This window comes from Streptomyces sp. NBC_01669, from assembly GCF_026339735.1.
Classification (GTDB): Bacteria; Actinomycetota; Actinomycetes; order Streptomycetales; family Streptomycetaceae; genus Streptomyces; species Streptomyces yanii.
The window spans coordinates 16,006-32,953 of record NZ_JAPEQG010000001.1 but is presented as its reverse complement, the minus strand read 5'-3'; the positions used below and the strand labels follow the sequence as shown (position 1 = coordinate 32,953).

Genomic DNA, 16,948 nt, shown 5'->3' with positions numbered 1-16,948 from the left:
ACATGAAGACCAGGACAGATGCAACACAAGAGATCGAGCGCAAGTACGAAGCCTCATTGGACGCGCAACCGCTGCCCCCACTGAACGACATCAAGGGCGTAACCCAGGTGGAAGAGCGCACCGAGATCTTGGACGCCACCTACTACGACACCCCTGACCTACAGCTGAGCACACACGGCATCACACTTCGCCGACGCACAGGCGGCAGCGACGCCGGGTGGCACCTCAAGCTCCCCTCCGGACCAGACACCCGCGAGGAAATCCGCGCGCCCCTAACCGACGAGACAGCCGTGCCGGGCACGCTGGCCTCCCTGGTACGCGCCCGCACACGCGACCAGTCACTGCTCCCCGTGGTCCGCATCGTGAACGTACGCGATGTCCGACGCCTGCTGGACGCGGAAGGCGGAGCACTCGCCGAGGTCTCCTACGACAACGTCACAGCCCACCCCATCGACCCCGCCACGCCCGAGGTGGCCGCCTCCATGGAATGGTCCGAGACCGAAGTCGAACTCATCGAGGGATCGCTCCCTTTTCTCGACACCGTCGAGCACCACCTGACCGCCGCTGGCATGCAGCGCAGCAGATCGGCATCCAAACTCGCCCGTGCCCTGGGAAACCGACTGCCGGCCCGGCTGTCCGCACAGCCAACACGCCCCACTCACACACCGCACGGAACGAAGAAGAGAAAAACCAAGCGACCTTCCGCAGCCGACGTCGTTCTCGGATACCTGACCGAACACACGGCCCGCATCACCAACCTCGACATCGCAGTTCGACGCAACCAACCCGACGCAGTCCACCAGATGCGAGTATCCGCCCGCCGCCTGCGCAGCGCCCTAAAAACCTTCCGCACCGTACTGGACCGCAAGGCCACCGAACCGCTCGCCGACGAACTCAAATGGCTCGGCGCAAAACTGGGCGTGGACCGCGACCGCGAAGTCCTCACCGCCCGACTGCACGAGCGGATCGATGAGCTCCCGGAACCACTGATCGTCGGACCGGTCCCCACCCGAGTGGGCACCTGGTCCGACGCGCAGCGCACAGACACCCGATCAGGCCTGATGACCGTCCTCAACGGCCCCCGCTACCTCGCACTACTACAGGCCCTGGACGCACTGCTCGCACAACCACCCCTGCTTCCTGGCTCCGACAAACCCGCCACCGCCGCCTTGCCCAAGGATGTATTGCGGGACTGGCAGCGACTCGCCAACCGGATCCAGCCCACCCGGACAACTCCACCGGGAACCGAGCGAGACCTTCAGCTTCACAAGGCCCGCAAGGCGGCAAAGCGAACCCGCTACGCCGCTGAAGCAGTGCAGCCAGCTCTGGGCAAGCCCGCCAAGAAGTTCCGAGTCCAGATGAAGGCATTGCAGGAGCTGCTCGGCGAACACCAGGACAGCGTGGTCGCCCGTAACACCCTTTGCGACCTTGCCACGCAGGCCACCCTCGCGGGTGAGAGTTCCTTCACCTACGGACTCCTGCACCACGCTGAGCACGACCGGGCCGTTGACGCCGAGCGAAAGCTGCCCGCTGCCTGGCAGCTGGCCTCCCGCCCCAAACTCAGAAAACGTCTCGCGCGCTGAGAGAGCCAGGGGTGATCGGCCCCAGTTCGCGGCGGGGAACCGTTTCGCTCCCGCTGCGTTGTCCGCCGATGACGCGCGTGAGCCGCATCGTCGTGGTCACGTCCGGTCCGACGCCGCCCAGGCCGTCCGGGCTACCCATGACGACCGATTTCGCGCAGGGCGGCGCCGCAGGCCACAAGCCCTTCACGTTCGGTGTCGTCCAGGGTGTCATCATTGAGTGCGGCCAGGACCTGCCGCCACAGCGTCACCACCCACTCCCGTCCCGGGGAGAGGGCACCATGGTGGTCGGCCCCTGGACGCCCGCATCGGTGCCGTCGTCCTCGACCGGAGCGGGCCGACGGCCGAAGGGGCCTTCCTCCCCGGGAAGGGCTCCCAAGGCGGGAGCGCCCTTGGCGCGGTGGTGTCCGTAGATCATGCGCTCCTGTTCCCCTGTTTCCGCACTCCGGGCCAGTGACGTTCCTCCGACCCGGCCGCGCGGGCCCAGGCCCCCCGAAGTATCGCCGATTCCTCGTCCACCAGAAGGGGTGAGGGCCCGTCCCTGTCGGCGGCGCTTTCCGGGGGCGGGCCCTCAGACTTCGCACAGAGGACGGGGGCCTGTGCGCGAAGTCGTGCACAACGACTTCCACCGCGGATGGACACTCCGTTCGCATACCGACTTGCAAAGGGCGGGCGTACTGTACGACCGGCGCTCCGGCTCCGGTTTCTCGGCAGAACTCCGGACCGGCCACCGGCCGGCATCCCTGACCGTGATGGCCAGGGATACCAAGCAGCGCTTGGTGTCCGACGGGAGCCCGGGGGCGCAAGGCCGCGTATTCGTCCTGCCTGCTGGACACCTCCGCCAGGCACGGCGCCGCCGGGACGTCTACGGGCGCCGGGTGGACCACGGTGGGGCGACTCCCGCGCGAAGTGACTAACCGGCGGAACGGCTATCACGGCTACGGCGACGGCACCCTCGTCCTCTTCACCACGGGCATCCATGTGCCGGTCGTGATGCAGTTCGCGGTCTCGGTAGTGACGGAGGTACGGCGGGGCCGTCTCCAAGCCTTCGGCTCGACCGTCCAGGTGTCGTGGGACGCGAGAACGTCATCGGGTTGGCCATGAGCAGTGTCGGTAGCCGCCCCATGCCGCCAGGCATTACAGGGCAGTGTCAGCGGCGGATGGCAGCATGCGGACGCATGACGAATACGACAGCGTTCGACTGGCGGCCGTTCCTGCTCAGATGGAGCGGGGAGTGGTCGGATTCCCTGCCCGATGATGAGACGCAGAGTGAGGAGGATAAAGCCGCCCGGCGGGTTCGGTGGTTGGGGTTCCCGCCCGCGTCCGAGGAGCGGATCGCAGCCATGGAGGAGCGCCTCGGCCGACGGATGCCCCCGTCGTACCGGGAGTTTCTCAAGGTCAGCGACGGGTGGCAGCACGCCGGCGGGTTCGTCTGGCTGTTGGCTGGGGCCACGGACGCGCGCTGGCACAACAACGAGTCGGGGCTCGCGGACATGTTCGAGGAGTACTTGGACGAGGACGCCGGACCCGACGAGCGGCGGGATGCGGACATCTGGCGGCGCGGGCTGCAGCTCGAAGTGGAGTCCGACGCCACCCGCGTGCTCATGGATCCCGAGGACGCGGACGAGGAGGGCGAGTGGGCCGTCTACACGTGGGCGAGCTGGCGGGCCGCACCGCCCGCGCGGTACGCAAACTTTCGTGAGTTCATGCGGGACATGTTCCGGGAGTTCCACAGCCTGCGGGCACGCCGGGCCGACGGGGAGTCGGAGTTCGCCAACGACACGACGCGAGAGCTGGACGCCCTGGTGGAGCAGGCCCGACTGGAGGCGCTGCGCGGCGGCTGGGAACGGGCTGGGCACGCGCTGGACGAGGCGAAGGAGTACGGCAGGCCGCGGGCCGTCGGGCTGGGTGACCAGATACGCCGTCTGGTCGGACAGACCTACATGGTGTACTTCGAGGACGTGGTGACCGACCCGCGGTATGCGCCCGAGCTGCTGCCAGCGCTGGTCGCCGAGCACGCGGCGCACTCGTACAGGGACGACTCCACGCTGATGTTCCACCGGGGAGCCGGTGACGACGTGGTGTCGCTGGCCTACGCGACGCTGGAGCAGGTGCGCAACGGCACGTATCGGTACACGGCGGCCGGACCGTTCGGGGAAGCGGTCGAACGGGCACGGGAGCTGGCGCGGTGGGGCGACACCGACGGGGCATGGCGGACGCTGATGGACGCTCTGCCGGTATGGCAGCCGCTGGGCCCCGACCACCTGGCGCCGCTGGGGTGGGTGGCAGACCCCCTGCTCGGCCCCCTGCTGACCCCGGAACGGGGCCGCGAGCTGCTGTCCACCCCCAGGGGCGGACAGGCGGGTGAGGCACCGAGCCAGCCGGCTGGCCTCGACCCGGACAACCTGGCGTGGCTCGCGGCCCCGGACGCCCTCGACAACCTCACGTCCTACCGGTTCGTCCTGGTCGAAGGTGTAGAGCCGGAGGACCTGCCCGGACGCCTCGCGGACGGGAACGAAGCAGCGCTGGACGATCCCATGACTTCCCACGAAGCGCGCCACCGATTGCTCCGCGGACAGAGGGAGTTCTCGTCCTACGACGACAAAGCCCTCATGGCGGTCGGACAGGCCGGCACCCGTTGGAGCTTCGCCTTCGACAGCGACCCTGCGCATTTCGACCCGCAGCGGTTAGTCTCCCCGGCCGCGGCCGCCAGCGCGGGCACCCGCGCAGTGGTCGTGTGGAGCGGTCTGAGGACCTGGCGCGGGGAACCGTTCTTCCACCTTTCCGTAGCGCAGGACGGTACCGAGCAGTACGCCTTCACGTACGCGGACGGAGAGACACACCGAACCGGACAGATACCACCGGCACTGGACCCGGACCGGTTCTTCGGCTCCCGGGAGGAGGACACCGAGGCGGAACGGTCGCTGCTGGAGGCCGTGACCGGCGAGTTCGGTGTCCACCTGCCGCGCCACGCGATCACGAACGGACGGCTGCACACGTTCACCACCCGCTCATGGACGCGGCCGCCGGGAAACGGGGAGACCTACGCCGTGATCAGCATGAACTGGGATGCCGCACGCTGACGGACAAAGCACCCGTACCCCTTCCGCGCCGCCACTGCCCCACTGACATCCCCGGTGACCAGCCCAGTGAGGGAACGTGGCCGGGTGTGGACGCGCGAGGAGTTCATGCTCGGCTTCGTCGGGGACGTCGGCGATCTGGCAAAGATCGTCATGGCACAGGAAGGCGCCCGTGACATGCCGGGCGGCCGTCCCGCTCTGGAGCACGAACTCGCGGACTGCTTGTGGTCCGTGCTGATCCTCGCGCACCGGTACAACGTCGATCTGAACGCCGCGTTCCTGCGCACGATGGACGGACTCGACCAGTCGATCACCGCGCGAGGGACGACCCATGCTCTACGCCCAGGGTGAGCCCCAGCCGGGCCCCTGATCCCGCGTCTGGGTGATGAGCCGCGGGGCCAGGGGCTAGTGCAGTCCTGTCAGAGCACTCAACGCCGAACGTACAAGCCCAGCTCTGCTGCCGCCCGGCTGAATACTCCGGCCGATCCGGCACGACGCGGCTGCTGCTGACGCCAAGGCGGAACGCGGCCTCCAGACCAGTCAGCCGAGGCGGTAGCAGGCTTTGTGATCCGATCCCTTGAACTGAATGCACATCATGGTCTCTTTGGGCATCTTCGGTCCGCCGGACCGGCCGCGGTGCCTCCACAGGGTTTCCACCGCGACGCCGGGCGCCCGCCCGTTGTCGCCCGTCCACGAGGACCGCTTCCACCTGTTGGCCTTCGCGCCGTGTCCCGGTCTCTTGTACGACCACCGGGCCCAGTAGGTCCAGTAAATATGTCCTACCCGTCCGGAGACCTTGTGGGCGATGATCAGCGGCACTCGTCGGGAGGAGGTGTCGTACCGCAGCACGATGCAGTAGTCGCGCCGCGGTGTGCAGCGGTGGGTGTCCACCATCCGGGCCGCAGCGGCGGGCTGCGCCGCGAGCACCGGCGGGGGAGTGGATACGAGCAGAGCGGCCGCCCCGGCGGCCAGACAGATGATCCGTCGCATGAGGGGCCCCAACGCACCGGCAGTACGGAAGTTACGACGCCCGTGCTGAGTACGAACGCCTGATCCGCAGGGTTGGTGATGGTGCGGGTCAGCTCCACGGTCCGATCCAGTAGAGCTACGGCTTCCTCGACTCGGCCCGCGCCTGCCATCGCCTCCGTAATCGTGCTCAGCGCGAACGCCTGCCGTTCAGCCTCGCGCGGCCTGTTCCCCGCGACACCCGCGCCGGCCGCATGTCGAGGGACACACATACCGGCAGATAGGTCTACACCTGCGGGTAGGGTCCTTCGGCATGAGCACAACACCGCCCGACATGCGCCGGGTTAGCCTCCGCGCCGCCCTCGGAATCGGGGCGGCCTTCACCGCCGCCGCGTTCGGCGCCGGGTTCACCCTCGCCGCCGACCAGAGCGGCAGCGCGGACCCGGACAACATCGTCGTCGAGCACTCGGTCGGCCCCCGCCACGGCACCGGGAACCAGTCCATGACCGGGGACCCGTTGCCCGGCGTGTGCACCGGCTATTCCGCGACCATGGGGAATGAGGCCGCCATGCGGGAGGAGTCGCTCTCGACCGCCTGCCGGTTCATCCGTGACAGCCGGGCCAAGGACGCCGAAGCCGCTGTCCAGGCGCTACGGGGCGCCGTCTGTGTTCTGGAACGGGGCCGCCGGTGAACACCCCCCGCTGGGTCACCCCGCGCCGCCTCGGCGCCGCCGCCGCGATCTACGGCGTATTCGTTGCGGGCTGGTACCTGGGTCAGCCCGTCACCCCCGAATGCCACGTCGACCAGGCCGCCCTCGACCGGATCGCCGAGGAGTACGAAACCGAACCATCCCCCACACCCACTCCGACGCCGACGGCGTACCCGTCACGGTACGACTCGAAGTCCCCCCTCCCGCTCGACCCGACGCCGGACCCGGCCTACAAAACCCCCTACAACCCGCGTGGGGGCGCCGACGACAGGCTGTCCCAGACGGTCGTCTCCTACGCCGTCGCCTGCACCAACGACACGAGCGAACGCCCCCGCATGCGAGCGTGGTTCGAGGGCCACTGGCGGTAGAGAGGCGGTGTGGCCCGGGGTGTCCGCCGACGCGGGCGCCGGCCTAGTGTCGTGCGACACTCCCCGGATGCCTGCCTGGATAACCCTGCGCCGCCTCGGCGCCGCCACCACTTTGTACGCCGTGTTCCTGGCCGGGTGGTGGCTGGGCCAGCCGGTGCGCTCCGACGGCTGCCTCGAAGACCGGCTCACCGCCGGGGCGGACGGTCGTCCCGCACCGGTAGAACCGGCCGACCCCGCCCGGTACCTCGAGAACCTCAACCTCGACTTCGGTCTCCTCGACTGGGCCGACGACATGGACGGCTACCGCGACGGCGAATACGGCCCCAGCGACTACGGGTACGACCTGCGGGGCGGGTCCGAAACGTACGTCACGTCCGGCGCTGTCTACGCTCCTTGCTCCTACAAGAAGCGCGCCCGCCTGCTCGCGTGGATCAACGGCGACTGGGGCTGACTACACCTGTGCCTGCCTCACGGGCACGGCCAGACCACGACGGGGACGGAGATAGGACAGCTTCCCGGAGCGCCGGTTTTAGGAGGTATTACGGTGTGACGATTCGGCAGGATTCGGGGCGGACATCCTGGAAGCGGCCAGCCGTCCTGTAGCGGATTGCGGCTTCTGTGCGGGCCGTCCGCTCTGGAGTCCGGATAAACCTCACCTCACTTATCCGGAGTCCAGGAAGCTTGTCACCCTGCTGCGGGCGAGGCATACCTGGGAGCCGGTGGCGTCCCGCACGGAGCGATGTGCCGTGCGGGACGCGTGTGCGGGCCGGGAGAGGTTGTTGCCGATGGGTTCAGCGGTAGAGCTTCTTTGAGGATGTGTAGTTCATGCTTCCGACGCCGGTGTAGTTGCCGACGTGGGTCCAGCGTTCCTGGCAGTTGGACCACCGCTGGTAGCGCTTGATGGCCCAGGTCTGCTTCCAGATACCGCGCTTGGCGACGAACATGCTGCGGGCGGGGACGGTGTAGGTGATGGTCTCGGCGTTGCTGATACTGGCGGACAGTTCGAGCTCAAAGCCCAACATGGAGCTCTCCTGATTGTTCTGCTTGTTCTTCTTGTTGATTTGCGCCCTTGCCTTGCCCCGCACGCTGGGAAGGGAGGGCAGTTTGCCGGTGAGCATGCCGCGGGCGGAGTAGGTCTGGGTGAAGGTGAACTGGTGCTGCTGCTGGGCGGAGGCGCCGTTACGCCAGGTGATCTTCTCGGGGGCGCTGTCCCAGCCCTCGCGGATCAGGATGGGCGTCACACGGTCGACGGGCGCGCACACGTCCCCGCTCTTCGCATTCGTACCGGCGAGGGCGACCTGGTCGGCGGCGCCGCCCTGTTCGGAGGCGGCGGTGAATACGTCGGTGATGGAGGTGCCAGTGACGACGCCGGCAACCAGACCACCGGCGAGTACGGCGATGATCAGTGGCCGAGCCTTGCGGTTTTTGACAGCAGACATGCGGATGCTCCCTCAAGGAATGAGTCGGTGATGTGGCACCCCTGGGCTGGTGCCTGGGGGTGGGCCGTGTGGACGGCTGCTCGCCCGGTCGTCGACACCGGCAGATGGCGAGAGAAGACGCGGCGGACCCGGATGCGCTATCGACGTATGGCGTTGTCCGGGTGGGCCGGTCGATGGCAAGAGCGTGCCGGGTGGGGTCAGCGGTGGGCAACGCATTACGGCGTCCGGGACAGTCCCGAGTCGTCTATGCAGGTCACAGGCGGTGTCCAGGGGTGAGACGCCGCCCTTTCACCAAGGTGCCGCGGAGCGTGGACAGGCCGGGACTGTCCCGGACGCCCGAAGATCTAGCGGGACACCGACACAGCGGAACAGCCTCCTTCCAGGCCGCGAAATCCCGGCCCTTCGAAGGAGGTTGTGATGGCACAGCAGACCTTGCTCAAGCCCCTGCGGCAGACGCCGGAGAAGACAAAGGAGCACCAGCCACCCCAGGCGTCGCGGTCGGCGCCGACATCTCACCGCAGACCGCGCAGCCACAGTGCGGCCAACATCCGTACTCAAAGCGGGGATTGGCGGTGGGTCGTGGTGGGTCTGGTCGCGGCGTTCGTGCTTTCGTTGCTGGGGGGCGCGCTGCTGGGCGTGCACGGCCCGTCGGGAGCGCCCTCGGCCGACCGGCCGGCGGTCACCCTCCAGCCAAAATCACCGGCCACGCCCGAGCCCGCGCCCAAGGTACCGACGTCCGGCCCGACCCAGAAGCCCGCCGGGCCGGGCACCGCCGAGGCCAAGCCCGCAGGCGTCAGGAAGGTCACTGTGCGGCCCGGTGACACGCTCTGGGCACTGGCCCGCACGCACGGCACGACCATCAAGGCCCTGCAGCGGCTCAACGGCCTGGGATCGTCGACGCTGATCTACGCCGGCAACCAGCTGCGCGTCGCCGGCATACCGGGTTCCCCGGACGCCGCACGGCAGTCGACGGCCACCCCGCCGACGACCACGCAGAAGCCCGCTGTGAAGTCCCGGGTGAAGTCCGCGCCGAACGCCGTCATCACCTACGCCCGAGCACAGCTGGGTAAGCCCTACATCTGGGGCGGTACCGGACCGCGCGGCTTCGACTGCTCCGGCCTGGTGATGCGGGCCTGGCAAGCGGCTGGGGTGAAGCTGCCGCGCACCACCTGGGGCCAGATCCACGCCGGGACCGCCACGAGCCGGGCGCGCTTGGTGCCCGGTGACCTCGTCCTGTCCTACGGCGGCGGCCATGTGGGGCTGTACATCGGCAACGGCAAGGTCATCCACGCCCCTCGGCCCGGCAGCACCGTCACCATCGCACCTCTGCCCGACCGCGGCAAAGTCGTCACCTACCGCCACATACACCCGTAAATGAACTGTAGTTTCCGGCTGAAGATGGCGGTGTCCACGTGACTTGTCGTCAACTTGTCATCCGACCGGTCTTCGTGGCGGTCGCGGTTCGGACGGGACCGTGGTCACGGGCGGGGTTCGAGGTCCAGCCTTTCGTTTGGTTTGCCCTAATCCGGGTCCGCGCGGAGGCGCTCATCCTCCTGCGCCATCTCCTGAACAACCCCGACCAAGAGTTCTACGGCGCCCAGATCAGCGACCGAACCGGAATCAACAACGGATCCATCTCCACCCGACTGCGCCAGCTCGAACAGGTCGGCTGGCTCACCGCCCGCCTCGAAGACGACGACTCCTGGCGCCAACGAGCAACCCCAGGCCGCGGCCCCGGCCGCCGCATCACCTACTACGCCCTCACTCCCGAGGGCCAAAAGGCCGCGGTCCACGAAGTCCGGAAGCGAGCGAGCACACCCACCGCTCCGACCGCCGACAACTCCCTCGGACAACCACCCATACCCGCCGGTCAAGGCACAGTCAGTCGATCGGCCCTCGTCGCGGGGTTCGAGCTGTCGGCGTCGGGACACCCAGCGCGTCAGCCGGCTGAGCTTGAGACTGGGCGTCCGCCGGACGCCCCATCACAACGGCTACTCGGCGCGCCACCAGCCCTGCCCTGTGTGCCAGTCCCTCACCCACTCCAGGAAGCCGCCCGGCGGCGACAGGACGAACTCGTCAAGTAATCGCACATAGTGCCGATTCGGGGCATAGGGACCTGCCCCCGCGTCGTTGAGGTGCCAGATCTGGCCGCGCTGGGGGCCAGCCACCACCAGTGTCCAGAAGGCAGCGGTGCAGTACGGGCCGGGGTCATCGCGACCGAGCAGCACGGAACCCCACTGGTATGCCTGGTGTTGCACGTGGGAGTGGAGCGCGTCGTCGTAGTACTCGTACTCCCACTCTGTTTCCTCCTTGAGCGGGAACGGAAGGGCGGGCCTGCGGGCGGCGGTGCCGTCGAACGGCTCGGGACTGCGCCAGTCCACTGGCTTCCATCCAGCCCAGCCGGTCGGCTTCTCCCCCAGCGGCAGCAGACCCCCCTCTTCGGGCGGACCGACATCCGCACCGTTCGCAATCTCGGCCACGAAGGTGCGGTACGGCTCGGGCAACACCACTCCATGCCGCTCCTCCCAGGAGTGAAGTGCCTGCCAGCCCAGAGGCTGCCGCCGGACCTCAGCAGGGAAGGCCGCCTGCAACAGGGCTATCGCATCCGAGATCGCGTCGTTCACGCCCTACGACTACCACCAACTGCCGACACCGCGCCTCAGCCACCCAAGGCTGGTCGGACGGCCACGCCCCAAGCTCCGAAGAAAGCGACAGAACACGCGGACGCAACGCACGACAACTCACCCGGATAACAATCCATATCCGCAGGTCAGGAGGCAGCCGGATGACAGGTGAAAACGGAACCTACATGAACACGCAGCGCAGATGACACGTCCTTAGGCAGATCCTGGCACCGAGTATTCGAACTCGGCCACACGGTGCTGGAGAACAGTACTCATGCACAGATCAATGGCCTTTAAGCTCCCTTGGTACTTACGAGACAAGGGAGTGGTGATGGGACGGGGGCCGGACCCGGCAGCGGCGCACAGCTCTGCGGAGGGCGTTGTCAGGTTGAGTGGTGGCCTTCTCAGGCGGCATGATCATCCGTCTGGTCGAATCGCTGGAGGGGCTGTCCGTGGTGACGCCGTCGTACCGGGGTTTCCGCTTCCCTCCGGAGGTCATCTCCCACTGTGTGTGGTTGTACCACCGCTTCAACCTGAGCCTGCGCGACATCGAGGAGCTGATGCTCGAGCGCGGCATCGAGGTCAGCCACGAGACAGTCCACCAGTGGACGCGCCGGTTCGGCCCGGCTTATGCCGCTGCTCTACGTCGGCGCCGTCCGGGGCCTGGTGACAAGTGGCACTTGGACGAGGTGTTCGTCAAAATCAACGGCGTGCAGCGGTACCTGTGGCGGGCCGTGGACCAGCACGGGAACGTGCTCGACATCCTGCTGCAGAACCGGCGGGACGAGGCCGCGGCCAGGCGTTTCTTCCGGAAGCTGATGAAGAAGACCCGGTCGGTGCCCCGGGTGATCGTCACCGACAAGCTCCGCTCCTACGGCGCCGCCCACCGCCACGAGATGCCGTCGGTCGAACACCGCTCGCACAAGGGCCTGAACAACCGGGCCGAGAACTCCCACCAGCCGACGAGGCAACGCGAGCGCGCGATGAAAGGCTTCCGATCGGTGGGTGCCGCACAACGGTTCCTGGCCGCGTTCAGCGGCATCTCACCCCACTTCCGACCCCGCCGTCACCTCCTCACCGCCCCGAACTACCGCGCCGAGATGATCATCCGCTTCGCGATCTGGGACCAGATCACCGGCGTCGCCAGCCTGCCCGCCGTAGCCTGAGCCGCTGTCACCACCGAAGCCGAAACGCGTCGAACCGGCTCACACCCTCGAGCACTCGCTCAACCTGACAAAGCCCTCCGGCCGATTCGTAGTGCCATCAGGGAGCGGCCACGTCAGCCCCGTCGGTCGTTCGACGGTCTCATTCTCGGCGTCGGTGGGCCGGTGGCCTGCTTGTCTGCGGGGCCTGGGGCTAGCTACAATACCGTTCAGTTAGTGGACTCGGATGGTGATGTGGGGGCTGTGTTTGGGCTGGGGCCAGTGTGCGTGGTGGGAGCGTTTCGCGGCCCATTTCAGGACCTTGCGTTTGACGACTCGCGGGTGTGAGCGTTTTCGGCGGGGTGGGTTGAGGTGTTGGGTGAGCCATCGGATGGCGTGACGCCATGCTGCGTCGGCCGTGTCAGTGCCCGGAGGGGGAAAATGCGCCCTGCGCGACTGAACGGCGGGCGATGCGGAGGGCTTTGACGAAGGAGACTCTGTCGGGGTCCTGGCCGGTGTGCGCGGCGGTGTCGGCCATCAGGGTGCGGATGGCGTAGTGGCAGCACAGGTGTCCCCAGATTTCTTGCTGGACAAGGTCGGGGGCTTTCGAGCGCAGTACCGCGCGGGGTCCGCGTTGATGGGTTTTCAGTTCGTCGAAGGTTGTCTCGATCTCCCATCGTTGGGCATAGACGGCTGCGAGGTCCTCGGCGCCGACGTCGGCCGGGTCGAGGATCGTGGTCAGCAGCCGGTATTCCTCGGGGTTGTCCCGGCCGTCATCGACCGTGTAGTCGATCACTCTGACTGTGAGCGGCTCCGTCGTGGCCCGGTTCGTGCCCGACGTCGGGACGATCCGGGCCAGCCAGGACCCATCGGCCAGGGTTTCCAGATGCCGGGGCCGCAGGTTCGTTTTCACTCGCCAGAGAAGATCCGCGCCCGTGGCGGCGGCCTGCTGCCACAGACGGAACCCGTAGAAGCCCCGGTCGGCCAGGACCAGTTGGCCCGACTCCAGCCGATCGACGAGCTGCCGGGACAACTCGATCTCCGACACGCTGCACGGGCCGGTGACAGCGTCGAAGACGGCATGAGTGCCGCATTCCGCCAATGCCACCAGGCGGGCCTGCGGAAACGCGGACTGCTCCCCCCGGCCGGAAGCCGGCCGCCCGAAGAATTCTGCGTTGGCTGCCGTGTCTGCCACGTCCAGGCACGTCCCGTCGATCGCCACCAGACGACGCCCGGCCAGCCACGACCCCGGCGTGTCCGGCCCCGCCAGCGGACGCGCAACCCGCGCGAAGAGATCCCGCACCGGCTCGAACCCCAGACGAGCCCTGGCCTGGAAGATCGCCGACTTCGAGGGCGGCGTGAACGACTCCGACCACCCCGACGCCCACGACAGCCCATCCGTGAGCTGCGCGAACACATCCTCGTAGGAGCCATCCGAATACAGCGCCATCCCCATCGAGAAGTACGCCATCACCCGCGCGGGCAAGGACCGGTGACGCCGCTCAGTACGCCCCGCCTCCTCGATCACCGCGTCAACCACATCCGCGGGAAACACCCGCGTCAGCAACCCCACAGACACCAAATCCGACAAGCGGACATCAGAAGACGGCTTCACCCAACCAGAACGCGGCATCCACCCACAATAACCCAGAAGCACTTAACTGAACGGTATTGGGGCTAGCTAGGGAGACGGGCGCGCAGGATGAGTCATCCGCGCTGGTCCGCCCCCCTGACGGCGTACACGCGGCAGTCGTCGATTCATGCAGGGGACCAGTGTTCGGTTCCTTGCGGTGCGGGTTGCTGTCCGGCATCGCGGATGGCGCGGGCGGCGTTGATGAGTCCGATGTGGCTGAAGGCTTGAGGGAAGTTGCCGAGGGCCTCTCCCGTGGCCGGGTCGGTCTCCTCGGCGAGCAGGCCGACATCGTTGGCGTGTGCGAGGGCGGTCTGGAACACCTGCCGTGCACGGACGACATGACCGGTCAGGGCGAGAGCGTGGGCGAGCCAGAAGGTGCACAGCAGGAAGGCTCCTTCCGCTTCCTCGATCTCGTCGCCGAGGTAGCGGCGGACCAGGCCGTTGCGGTCGGTGAGGTGGGTGGCGACGGCCAGCACGGTGGACTGGACGCGGGGGTCGTGCGGAGACAGGAAGCCGACGATGGGCAGCATCAGCGCCGAGGCGTCCAGCTCGTCACTGTCGAACACCTGGGTGAAGGTACTCGAACGGGGGTTCCAGCCGCGCTCTTCGATGGCTTGACGGATGTTGTCCCGCTCATGCCGCCAATGGGGGACGCGTTCGTCGGCCCGGAGGGCGGGGGCCATGGCGATGGCGCGGTCCAGGGCGACCCAGCACATCAGTTTCGAGTGCAGGAAGTGTCTACTCGGTCCGCGTCTCTCCCAGATGCCCTGGTCGGGCTCGGTCCAGCGACGGGCGGCCGTGTCGGCTGCCTGGACCAGGAGGGCGCGGGTGGGTGGGTCCAGGTGCTCTCCGGGTGGGAGGGTCTCGTGGGCGGCGTCAAGAAGTTCGCCGTAGACGTCGAGCTGGCGTTGGCGCCAGGCGTCGTTGCCGGTTCGCACGGGGGTGCTGTCGCGCCAGCCGGCCAGGTGGGGCAGCAGCCGCTCGCTGAGGTCGCGTTCACCACCGATGCCGTACATGATCTGCAGGTTCACGCCGCGGTGGAGCTGGGTTGCCGCGGCGCGGGCGAGGAAGCCGAAGAACTTGTCCTTCTCCTTCTCGCAGGCGGCGGTGGAGAGTGCTTGGAGGGTGAAGCTCGCGTCGCGGACCCAGGTGTAGCGGTAGTCCCAGTTGCGTGTGCCGCCGGGGCGTTCGGGCAGTGAGGTGGTGGCCGCGGCGACGATGGCTCCCGTGGGGGCGAAGGTCAGTGCCCGCAGCACGCGTCCGCTGTGTGCCACCTCGTCCTGCCAGGGGCCGACGTAGCCGCGGTGGAGCCGGGACCACGAGCGCCAGCCTTCGGCGGTGTCGTTCAGGCGCCGCCGGATACGCCCCGCCCGCCAGCGCACCGGCTCGCTTTCCCACGCCGGCCCAACATGCAATGCGAAGCCGAGGCGGTCCGATGCCCGCAGTGTGAACCGGCCGTGCGCGGTGGAACCGCTCACGGTCAGGTCGACGGGGCTGGACAACAGGAGCACGTGGGCGCCCCCGTACGCGGCGAGCCCGCCCCGGACCGGTGAGAGGAGCGGGTGGATCAGCCCGAACTCCGGGCGTGGCGCATAGACGATGTCGAGGGTCACCTGTCCTTCGGTGCAGGTGACCTGACGCAGCAGAATTCCGGGGGAAGCCTCGCCGAGTGCGTGTCCGCGCTCGCGCCGTCCCAGGGCGAGCGCGTCGCGTACAACTGCCGTGCCTCCAGTTGCGCGGAAGGTCGTCTCCAGAACGAGGGTCTCCTCGACGTAGCGGCGGCTGACGTCGGCGGGTCCGGCGGGACGGATGGACCAGTGGCCGGCATCCTCGTCGAGGAGCCGGGCGAAGATCGCCGGGCTGTCGAAGCGGGGAAGGCACAGCCAGTCCACCGAGCCCTCGGAGGTGACCAGGGCGGCCGAGCGGCAGTCGGACAGCAGGGCATGGTCACCGATCGGTCGCGCGCTCACCGACCGCAGCCCGTCTGCCCCGGACTCGGCCAGGACGGTCTGAGCCGCCGCCATCGGGACAGGCCCACATCACGTGCCGGTCGGTGATCCATCACAGCCTCCCTGCGCAGCGAACTGACCTCACTCAAGCGGCACCATCGGCGGGCCGGACCTCCCACCGCCGTTGTTGTCATGGCGGAGTGCCACGATCCGGCGAGGCCACCTGGTCGGTCGTCACCGGAGCCCGGCCGATGTCCTCGCAACCGGATCGCCGATCCCCCATCAGTTGGGACGCCCCCGGGCAGTGCACTGAGGGCTCAGTGCAAGGAAGCTCCGGTGATCGCCCTGCCACTCGTCGGTGACGCCGAGGCCGAGTTCTGGCGCGATGCGGCGGAGCGCTGGAGCGCCGAGACGTGCCCAGGGAAACGGCGGACCCCGATGGCCATGGGTGTCTTCCACCCATGCGGTACAGCGCTCCGCAACGTCGATCGGCTCGACCTCGACGAGCAGGACACCCGTCGGTGCGATGAGCTGTGTACACCGTCGGAGCAGGGCCCGGGGGTCGCCGCCGATACCGATGTTCCCGTCGGCCAGCAGGAGGGTCTGCCAGGCTCCCTCACCAGGAAGGGGGGCGAACACCGACCGGCACAGTGCCGTCCCACCGAGAGCGATGGTGCGGGCGACCGCCCGCGGGGCAACGTCGATACCGACGGCGAAGATGCCCTGGTGCAGGAGTGCACTGCACAGCCGGCCCGGTCCGCAGCCGACGTCCAGGACGGGGCTGGCGCAGCGCTCCAGCAGGGTTTCGTCGGCCCTGGTGGGTTGTGCGTACCAGCGGTGCACCGGCAACCAGGTCCACCGTCCGTCCGTCAGCCGTAGGTACACCGGCCCGCCGCCGGTCCGCAGGGCCAGTGCGTAGGGGTCCCGGCGTGCGGGTCGGTTCTCCTCGGTCGTCACGGGGGGCCGTCGGGGTCGGGCGGTGGGCGTTCCTCGTCGGCGCGGGCGGCCCGCCGGACGCGGCGAAGCCTCATCGTGAAGGCCACTGCGGAGGCGGCGAAGAGCACGCCGGTGATCGCCAGCCATCGGCCGAGGTAGACGTCGTAGGACAACCCGGTGTAACCGGGGTAGGGGACCGCCAGTCGGAAGATGAGGGGGAACCAGACCAGTAGGAGCAGACCGGCCAGGAAGGCGGGGACGCGCAGGTAGTTGATCCACGGCTCGTGCGGTATGCCGTCCGAACGGTGCCGCAGGACGGAATGGGCGGACAGATCGGCGAGCGAGTACAGGGGCAGCAGGATCAGGTCGTGGAGGATCGCCGCGCCGACGAACCAGATCGCCACCTCCAGCGGCCGGACGGCGAACAGGCGCACCATGGCGTAGCCGGTGAGGGCGAACGAGGCGATGAGGACGAGAAGGTGCAGGGGGCCGGAGCCGTACCAGCGGACGAATCGTGCCATG

Annotated in this window: 17 protein-coding genes; 9 read left to right on the top strand and 8 right to left on the bottom strand. The window is 68.2% G+C overall.

Features of this window, described 5'->3' with window-relative positions; translation table 11 throughout:
• Positions 1-2: 2 nt before the first annotated feature.
• Entirely contained in the window at positions 3-1,583 is a 1,581-nt protein-coding gene (locus OG972_RS00165; protein WP_266977667.1) for a CYTH and CHAD domain-containing protein, read from the top strand.
• A gap of 244 nt (positions 1,584-1,827) precedes the next feature.
• Here the strand turns inward: OG972_RS00165 and OG972_RS00160 are convergent, their stop codons facing one another.
• On the bottom strand, positions 1,828-1,998 hold the full coding sequence (locus OG972_RS00160) for a hypothetical protein (RefSeq protein ID WP_266977666.1): 171 nt from the start codon (positions 1,996-1,998) through the stop codon (positions 1,828-1,830).
• 491 nt (positions 1,999-2,489) lie between these two features.
• Here OG972_RS00160 and OG972_RS00155 point away from each other — a divergent pair, with 491 nt between their 5' ends.
• The 3 genes from OG972_RS00155 to OG972_RS00145 all read left to right on the top strand — a co-directional run bounded on the left by OG972_RS00155 (position 2,490) and on the right by OG972_RS00145 (position 5,011).
• Positions 2,490-2,684, top strand: a complete 195-nt coding sequence (locus OG972_RS00155; protein WP_266977665.1) for a hypothetical protein — start codon at positions 2,490-2,492, stop codon at positions 2,682-2,684.
• A 74-nt stretch (positions 2,685-2,758) separates the two neighbouring features.
• Positions 2,759-4,663, top strand: coding sequence for an SMI1/KNR4 family protein (locus OG972_RS00150; RefSeq protein WP_266977664.1), 1,905 nt, complete (start codon positions 2,759-2,761; stop codon positions 4,661-4,663).
• Positions 4,664-4,717: 54 nt separating this feature from the next.
• Positions 4,718-5,011: a MazG nucleotide pyrophosphohydrolase domain-containing protein gene (locus tag OG972_RS00145; RefSeq protein WP_266977663.1), complete on the top strand. Its 294-nt coding sequence runs from the start codon at positions 4,718-4,720 to the stop codon at positions 5,009-5,011.
• Positions 5,012-5,200: 189 nt separating this feature from the next.
• Here the strand turns inward: OG972_RS00145 and OG972_RS00140 are convergent, their stop codons facing one another.
• A complete protein-coding gene (locus tag OG972_RS00140; RefSeq protein WP_266977662.1) occupies positions 5,201-5,650 on the bottom strand; it encodes a hypothetical protein in 450 nt (149 codons plus the stop codon).
• Positions 5,651-5,939: 289 nt separating this feature from the next.
• Here OG972_RS00140 and OG972_RS00135 point away from each other — a divergent pair, with 289 nt between their 5' ends.
• The 3 genes from OG972_RS00135 (at position 5,940) to OG972_RS00125 (ending at position 7,154) form a co-directional block, all read left to right on the top strand.
• Positions 5,940-6,317, top strand: coding sequence for a hypothetical protein (locus OG972_RS00135; RefSeq protein WP_266977661.1), 378 nt, complete (start codon positions 5,940-5,942; stop codon positions 6,315-6,317).
• On the top strand, positions 6,314-6,703 hold the full coding sequence (locus OG972_RS00130) for a hypothetical protein (protein ID WP_266977660.1): 390 nt from the start codon (positions 6,314-6,316) through the stop codon (positions 6,701-6,703). The genes OG972_RS00135 and OG972_RS00130 overlap by 4 nt, the downstream gene beginning before the upstream one ends.
• 67 nt (positions 6,704-6,770) lie before the next feature.
• Entirely contained in the window at positions 6,771-7,154 is a 384-nt protein-coding gene (locus OG972_RS00125; RefSeq protein ID WP_266977659.1) for a hypothetical protein, read from the top strand.
• Positions 7,155-7,494: 340 nt separating this feature from the next.
• On the opposite strand, the gene OG972_RS00120 is transcribed toward OG972_RS00125, so the two are convergent.
• The gene (locus OG972_RS00120) at positions 7,495-8,142 is read right to left on the bottom strand and encodes a hypothetical protein (RefSeq protein WP_266977658.1); all 648 of its coding nucleotides are present in this window, start codon (positions 8,140-8,142) and stop codon (positions 7,495-7,497) included.
• Between the two features lie 417 nt (positions 8,143-8,559).
• Here OG972_RS00120 and OG972_RS00115 point away from each other — a divergent pair, with 417 nt between their 5' ends.
• Positions 8,560-9,516: a C40 family peptidase gene (locus OG972_RS00115; RefSeq protein WP_266977657.1), complete on the top strand. Its 957-nt coding sequence runs from the start codon at positions 8,560-8,562 to the stop codon at positions 9,514-9,516.
• 617 nt (positions 9,517-10,133) lie between these two features.
• On the opposite strand, the gene OG972_RS00110 is transcribed toward OG972_RS00115, so the two are convergent.
• Positions 10,134-10,766 (bottom strand): SMI1/KNR4 family protein, encoded by a 633-nt coding sequence (locus OG972_RS00110; protein ID WP_266977656.1) that lies wholly within the window; start codon positions 10,764-10,766, stop codon positions 10,134-10,136.
• A gap of 413 nt (positions 10,767-11,179) precedes the next feature.
• Here OG972_RS00110 and OG972_RS00105 point away from each other — a divergent pair, with 413 nt between their 5' ends.
• Positions 11,180-11,932 (top strand): IS6 family transposase, encoded by a 753-nt coding sequence (locus OG972_RS00105; RefSeq protein WP_266977655.1) that lies wholly within the window; start codon positions 11,180-11,182, stop codon positions 11,930-11,932.
• Between the two features lie 397 nt (positions 11,933-12,329).
• On the opposite strand, the gene OG972_RS00100 is transcribed toward OG972_RS00105, so the two are convergent.
• The 4 genes from OG972_RS00100 to OG972_RS00085 all read right to left on the bottom strand — a co-directional run bounded on the left by OG972_RS00100 (position 12,330) and on the right by OG972_RS00085 (position 16,947).
• Positions 12,330-13,541, bottom strand: a complete 1,212-nt coding sequence (locus OG972_RS00100; protein WP_266977654.1) for an IS4 family transposase — start codon at positions 13,539-13,541, stop codon at positions 12,330-12,332.
• Between the two features lie 125 nt (positions 13,542-13,666).
• Positions 13,667-15,565, bottom strand: a complete 1,899-nt coding sequence (locus OG972_RS00095; protein ID WP_266977653.1) for a glycoside hydrolase family 15 protein — start codon at positions 15,563-15,565, stop codon at positions 13,667-13,669.
• A gap of 207 nt (positions 15,566-15,772) precedes the next feature.
• Positions 15,773-16,447, bottom strand: coding sequence for a bifunctional 2-polyprenyl-6-hydroxyphenol methylase/3-demethylubiquinol 3-O-methyltransferase UbiG (locus OG972_RS00090; protein WP_266977652.1), 675 nt, complete (start codon positions 16,445-16,447; stop codon positions 15,773-15,775).
• Positions 16,444-16,947, bottom strand: coding sequence for a hypothetical protein (locus tag OG972_RS00085; RefSeq protein WP_266990184.1), 504 nt, complete (start codon positions 16,945-16,947; stop codon positions 16,444-16,446). Before OG972_RS00085 ends, OG972_RS00090 begins: the two co-directional genes overlap by 4 nt.
• Position 16,948 lies beyond the last annotated feature (1 nt).

What these genes read in the sequence shown, in the direction of transcription:
- OG972_RS00165 (WP_266977667.1), top strand. Translation starts at nt 3, where the DNA reads ATGAAGACCAGGACAGATGCAACACAAGAGATCGAGCGCAAGTACGAA.
- OG972_RS00160 (WP_266977666.1), bottom strand. Translation starts at nt 1,998, where the DNA reads ATGATCTACGGACACCACCGCGCCAAGGGCGCTCCCGCCTTGGGAGCC.
- OG972_RS00150 (WP_266977664.1), top strand. Translation starts at nt 2,759, where the DNA reads ATGACGAATACGACAGCGTTCGACTGGCGGCCGTTCCTGCTCAGATGG.
- OG972_RS00140 (WP_266977662.1), bottom strand. Translation starts at nt 5,650, where the DNA reads ATGCGACGGATCATCTGTCTGGCCGCCGGGGCGGCCGCTCTGCTCGTA.
- OG972_RS00135 (WP_266977661.1), top strand. Translation starts at nt 5,940, where the DNA reads ATGAGCACAACACCGCCCGACATGCGCCGGGTTAGCCTCCGCGCCGCC.
- OG972_RS00125 (WP_266977659.1), top strand. Translation starts at nt 6,771, where the DNA reads ATGCCTGCCTGGATAACCCTGCGCCGCCTCGGCGCCGCCACCACTTTG.
- OG972_RS00120 (WP_266977658.1), bottom strand. Translation starts at nt 8,142, where the DNA reads ATGTCTGCTGTCAAAAACCGCAAGGCTCGGCCACTGATCATCGCCGTA.
- OG972_RS00115 (WP_266977657.1), top strand. Translation starts at nt 8,560, where the DNA reads ATGGCACAGCAGACCTTGCTCAAGCCCCTGCGGCAGACGCCGGAGAAG.
- OG972_RS00105 (WP_266977655.1), top strand. Translation starts at nt 11,180, where the DNA reads ATGATCATCCGTCTGGTCGAATCGCTGGAGGGGCTGTCCGTGGTGACG.
- OG972_RS00100 (WP_266977654.1), bottom strand. Translation starts at nt 13,541, where the DNA reads ATGCCGCGTTCTGGTTGGGTGAAGCCGTCTTCTGATGTCCGCTTGTCG.
- OG972_RS00095 (WP_266977653.1), bottom strand. Translation starts at nt 15,565, where the DNA reads ATGGCGGCGGCTCAGACCGTCCTGGCCGAGTCCGGGGCAGACGGGCTG.
- OG972_RS00085 (WP_266990184.1), bottom strand. Translation starts at nt 16,947, where the DNA reads ATGGCACGATTCGTCCGCTGGTACGGCTCCGGCCCCCTGCACCTTCTC.